Raw genomic sequence first — 4,771 nt, 5'->3', positions numbered from 1 at the left:
AGCCGTCGTGCAAGAAACGGTCGTTTCATTGAAAACGTTGGTTTCTTCAACCCAACTGCACAAGGTCAGGCAGAACGTCTGCGTTTAGATCTTGAGCGTGTTGAATACTGGGTTGGCGTAGGCGCGAGCTTGTCTGAGCGTGTTACTTCTCTGGTAAAAGAAGCTAAAAAATCTGCGGCATAAGCTGCATAACTGGTGGTATAGATGAGTCTCGCGTCTGACAAAGTGGTTATTGGCAAAATCGGTGCATCGTATGGTGTGAAAGGTTGGGTCAAGATCAACAGCTATACCGATGTACCAGATGGTATTTTTGACTACAGCCCGTGGTTACTGGCTGACGGAAAAGAATACCAGGTTGACCAGTGGCGACTGCATGGTAAAGCCTTGGTTGCAAAGCTAGATGGGGTTGATACCCGGGATGATGCCGAGCGCATCAAAAACCTGGACATCGCTATTGATGCCGAGCAATTGCCAGAATTGGACGAAGGCGAATTTTACTGGCGGGAGCTAACCGGTATGCAGGTAGTAACAACGCAAGGTTACGAACTGGGTACGGTTACTGAAGTGTTTAATACCGGCGCTAACGATGTGTTACGCATTCGTGCAAAAGGTAACGACGCTTTTGGTCAAAAAGAAAGATTAGTGCCGTTTGTGCTCGATTCTGTGGTGCAAACGGTAAATAAAGTGGAACGGGTTATCACAGTAGACTGGGAACCGGGGTTCTAAGTGACCGCGGCAAAGTGGTTTGGTGTAATCAGTTTGTTTCCAGACATGTTTGGTCCTTTTACCCAACAAGGTGTAATAGGCCGGGCTGTTAAAAACGGACAACTGACCATTGAGCATTTTAACCCACGTGATTTCACGCACGATCGTCATCGTACGGTAGATGATCGCCCTTATGGCGGTGGTCCCGGAATGCTGATGATGGTGAAGCCACTTACAGACGCTATCACCGCAGCCAAACAGGCGGGTGGTGAAAACAGTAAAGTGATTTACCTGTCTCCGCAGGGCAAACCACTTGACCAGGCGGGTGTGAAAACACTGGCTTCGCACGACAAACTTATTTTGTTGTGTGGTCGGTACGAAGGTGTCGATGAGCGTGTAATTGAAAGCCATGTTGACGAAGAATGGTCGATTGGTGATTACGTGCTAAGTGGTGGCGAACTGCCAGCCATGGTAATGATGGATGCAATTGCCCGGTTAGTACCCGGGGTACTGGGTCACAGCGACTCAGCAATTGAAGACTCATTTACCCATGGTTTGTTGGATTGCCCGCACTATACGCGACCTGAAGTATTGGATGGGAAAGCGGTTCCGCCGGTATTGTTGAGCGGTGATCACGAAAAAATCAGACAGTGGCGATTGCAACAAGCACTGGGTAGAACCTGGTTGCGTCGCCCTGAGTTATTAAACGACCTAGCTCTGACTGAGGAGCAGCAACGCTTGCTAGAAGCATTTCAGGCGTCGTTGCAGCAAGATGACAGTTAACTAGGATTGAGAGGATATGATGAGCAAAGTCAGTCAAGATATCATCAAAAAAATTGAGCAAGCACAGCTTAAATCTGATGTTCCTGCGTTCGGCCCAGGTGACACAGTGATTGTTAAAGTTCGTGTAACTGAAGGTGACAAAGAGCGTCTTCAGGCATACGAAGGTGTTGTTATCGCTAAGCGTAACCGTGGTCTTCACTCGTCTTTTACAGTACGTAAAATTTCAAATGGCGAAGGCGTAGAGCGTGTGTTCCAAACACACAGCCCGGCGGTATCTTCTATTGAAGTGAAACGTCGCGGTGCAGTTCGTCGCGCCAAGCTTTACTATCTTCGTGAGCGTTCAGGTAAATCTGCACGTATCAAAGAAAAGCTTAACTAAGATTACTAATCCTTGCGTTACTGTTAACTTCGAAAAGCCCGCACTTGTTGCGGGCTTTTTTGTGCCGGAAAGAAAATGTATTTAATACCAATTCGCATAGAAGTTTGCTCACTCAGCAATACTGGCAGGCTTCTATGCGAATTGGTATAAACATCACATTTGTCCATGCATTAGGCCAAGGCATCGATTATGATGCTGTACCATGTTCAACAATAAAATGAAGCAGAAGTGATAACCTCAAGCGACGTTTGGCGGGTCATGCAAAATGGCGACTGGTATTTAGCGCATTCACCGGCATTACTGACGCTGAGAGAGCGGGCTGCGCAGCTTTGCTGGCTGATCAATCAACCCAATCACAACAAACAAGTCCGCAAAGATGCCATTCAGCAATTACTTCCCCATGCAGTTAACGTTGAAATAGGTGAGCGGTTTGCGTGCGATTTCGGCGTGAATATTGTGTGCAACGGACCACTCATTATTAAAAACAACGTGGTGATCCTTGATCACAACACAGTCACGCTTGGCGCAGGCGTGGTAATTGAAGATGGCGTGGTCATTGCCACGGTTACCCATCCTATTGAAGAGCAAAAACGCAAGGCGGGCTGGCAACAGGCCCACGCTATCCATATAGGCAATAATGTAACACTGGGGGCGCGTTGCAGTGTGCTGCCCGGTGCGACAATTCCGGATGATACACAGGTACTGCCTGAAACCGTTGTTACGGCCTCCACATTTGCAATTTGACCATTATGATGGGTCAATGCGCGCTGGTTAATTGTTTAATCAACATCAATTTGCCAACAGGGATGAAAACAGGCCATTCCGAGATAAGTTAGCATTACTGCCTAATCGGTATGCAGTGCATCGATTGGATTGAGTTTCGATGCCTTGATTGCTGGAAATACGCCGAAGCCCACACCGACTAACAAGCAAATTGACACCGAAAGCACAATAGCCGTGAGCGACCAGCTTACCGCCCATTCTGAGTAAAAACCAATGATCTCCGACAGCACCAGACCGAATACGATTCCTAGTAATCCGCCTACAACAGAAATAACAAAGCTTTCGGTAATAAATTGCAATTTAATATCACGTTGAGTTGCGCCTACCGCGCGAAGTAAGCCTATTTCCCGGGTGCGTTCCAACACATTGGCCAGCATGATATTCATGATCCCGATTCCGCCAACCAAGAGAGAGATACCGGCAACACAGGCCATCACAATGTTAAATATGCGCTGGGTGTTTTCTTGTTGTGCCAACAGCTGTACCGGAATGATAAGTTGGTAGTCTTCTACACCGGCATGGCGTTGGCTAAGTAGCTGGCTAACAGCCTTTGCTGCCAGTACGGTAGAGTAGTTCTCTTCAACCTGTAATTTCACTACGTCCAGTTCATTCGCCAGCGGATCAGCGCTGAGTTTCATTTGACTGGTGGCCAGTGGTACAAACACCTGATTGCGGTCACCGCCTAACTTCACGCCCTGAAAGGCATCTTTGTTAAAATCGGGAGTGGCTAACACGCCAACCACTTCAAACCACAGGTGATTCACTTTAACGTACTGACCAATTGGGTTGTTGTCGGCAAACAGGGTTCGTGCAACATCTGAACCCAGCACCGCGACCTGGGCAACGCGTTTTTCATCTTCTTCTGAGAGTAACCGGCCTTTGCCAGGCTGCATACTGGCTAGGGTAAAATAGCTGGCGGTTACGCCTACGGCTGTTGCATCTGCTTTAGCGTAATCGCTGTAAAGGGCGAACAATTTGATTTGCTTTTCAGCACTGTAGTCGGTGATAAAGGGCAGGGTGTGCAGCGCAGCCAGAACATCTGAATATGTCAGGCCAAGAGACTCTTCGCGTATTTCCTGTAATTCGTCCTTGTTGTAACTGTGCGCTTCAACTATCAGATTTTGCAGGCCCATGGCACCAATCATTTTGAGCGCTTCGCGCTCGGCCCCTTTGCCGATATTCAGCATGGCAATTACTGCGCCGACACCAAATATCATCCCTAACAACGTTAAAAACGTCCGCAGTTTCTGAGACAGTAATTCGTTCAGGGCATCGCCAATCAGTAACTTCAGTGTTGAGGCATTCAACGAACCCGCCATTACAATAACTCCTTGTAGGCCAGTGCAATAACATCGCCGCTTGCCAGTCCTTCGGTAACTTCCACCATAAACAGGTTCTTCTGACCAATTTCTATTCGTTGCTTAATGAATTCGCTTCCCGTTTGCTTAAATACAAAGTTAACACCCTGTTCACTGTAAATTGCTTGGGTAGGCAGTGTCAGGCGTGATTCGTTCTGACTCACCTGAATACTGGCGTGTAGCTTTCTGCCAGGAGTGAGTAAATCAGAGGTTTGGTCGTCAATACTCACTGTTACTTCAAAATACTTAGTGGGATTGTTACGCGAAATTGTGCGGGAAAAACCTGACACTTCTTTCACTTTACCGGTAAACAGCTGATCGGGATAAGCATCCAGTGTAATGGAAACGGTTTGTCCGGGGGCTAAATCAATGGCTTCTTTATCTAGCACATAGCCTTTAGCCTGCATGGCTGACATATCGGGTATTTTGGCAATCGGGCGTCCGGGGAATACTGTTTCACCTATTGCTGGCTTCTCGCCTCGCCAATTGGCTTCATACACCAGCATACCATCGTAAGGCGCTCGAATTTCCAGGGTGTCCATAGCCAGTTTTAACTGGTCATATTTAGCCTGGCTGCCCTGTTTTCGAATGGCAATTACATCAATTGCACTGGTGTTTTGCTCTACAACGCTGTCTTTTTTCCAGTCCAGATATTCATCCTTAGCGCCCAGGTATTCTTTGTTTTGCATGTTTTCGATGATCTCAAGCTGAGAATACACCCGTAAATCATCAATACTAAACTCATCAGCAAAGGCAAACTCTT

The 4,771-nt window shown here is 47.3% G+C and carries 7 protein-coding genes; 5 read left to right on the top strand and 2 right to left on the bottom strand.

Annotation, left to right across the window (positions count from 1 at the left end):
• From rpsP to ACLR2L_RS18975, 5 genes are all read left to right on the top strand, one after another.
• Positions 1-183: 30S ribosomal protein S16 (gene rpsP / locus ACLR2L_RS18995; RefSeq protein WP_413370440.1), on the top strand; the 183-nt coding region annotated here is incomplete at its 5' end.
• A gap of 21 nt (positions 184-204) precedes the next feature.
• The gene (rimM, locus tag ACLR2L_RS18990) at positions 205-726 is read left to right on the top strand and encodes a ribosome maturation factor RimM (protein WP_413370438.1); all 522 of its coding nucleotides are present in this window, start codon (positions 205-207) and stop codon (positions 724-726) included.
• Complete coding sequence (gene trmD / locus ACLR2L_RS18985) at positions 727-1,488, top strand: tRNA (guanosine(37)-N1)-methyltransferase TrmD (RefSeq protein ID WP_413370436.1); 762 nt, start codon at positions 727-729, stop codon at positions 1,486-1,488.
• A gap of 19 nt (positions 1,489-1,507) precedes the next feature.
• A complete protein-coding gene (gene rplS, locus ACLR2L_RS18980; RefSeq protein ID WP_140956436.1) occupies positions 1,508-1,867 on the top strand; it encodes a 50S ribosomal protein L19 in 360 nt (119 codons plus the stop codon).
• A gap of 228 nt (positions 1,868-2,095) precedes the next feature.
• Entirely contained in the window at positions 2,096-2,611 is a 516-nt protein-coding gene (locus ACLR2L_RS18975; protein WP_413370434.1) for a maltose acetyltransferase domain-containing protein, read from the top strand.
• Positions 2,612-2,712: 101 nt separating this feature from the next.
• On the opposite strand, the gene ACLR2L_RS18970 is transcribed toward ACLR2L_RS18975, so the two are convergent.
• Positions 2,713-3,969 carry an ABC transporter permease gene (locus ACLR2L_RS18970; protein ID WP_140955870.1) on the bottom strand — a complete coding sequence of 419 codons (1,257 nt, stop codon included), beginning with the start codon at positions 3,967-3,969 and terminating at the stop codon, positions 2,713-2,715.
• On the bottom strand, positions 3,969-4,771 hold an 803-nt coding region (locus ACLR2L_RS18965; protein WP_413370432.1), incomplete at its 5' end, for an efflux RND transporter periplasmic adaptor subunit. The genes ACLR2L_RS18970 and ACLR2L_RS18965, both read right to left, overlap by 1 nt.

Source organism: Alteromonas sp. AMM-1 (assembly GCF_047290655.1).
Lineage (GTDB): Bacteria > Pseudomonadota > Gammaproteobacteria > Enterobacterales > Alteromonadaceae > Alteromonas > Alteromonas mangrovi.
This window is presented reverse-complemented; position numbering and strand designations above follow the sequence as displayed.

Coding starts and splice junctions, on each gene's coding strand:
- rimM (WP_413370438.1), top strand. CDS start 205: ATGAGTCTCGCGTCTGACAAAGTGGTTATTGGCAAAATCGGTGCATCG.
- rplS (WP_140956436.1), top strand. CDS start 1,508: ATGAGCAAAGTCAGTCAAGATATCATCAAAAAAATTGAGCAAGCACAG.
- ACLR2L_RS18970 (WP_140955870.1), bottom strand. CDS start 3,969: ATGGCGGGTTCGTTGAATGCCTCAACACTGAAGTTACTGATTGGCGAT.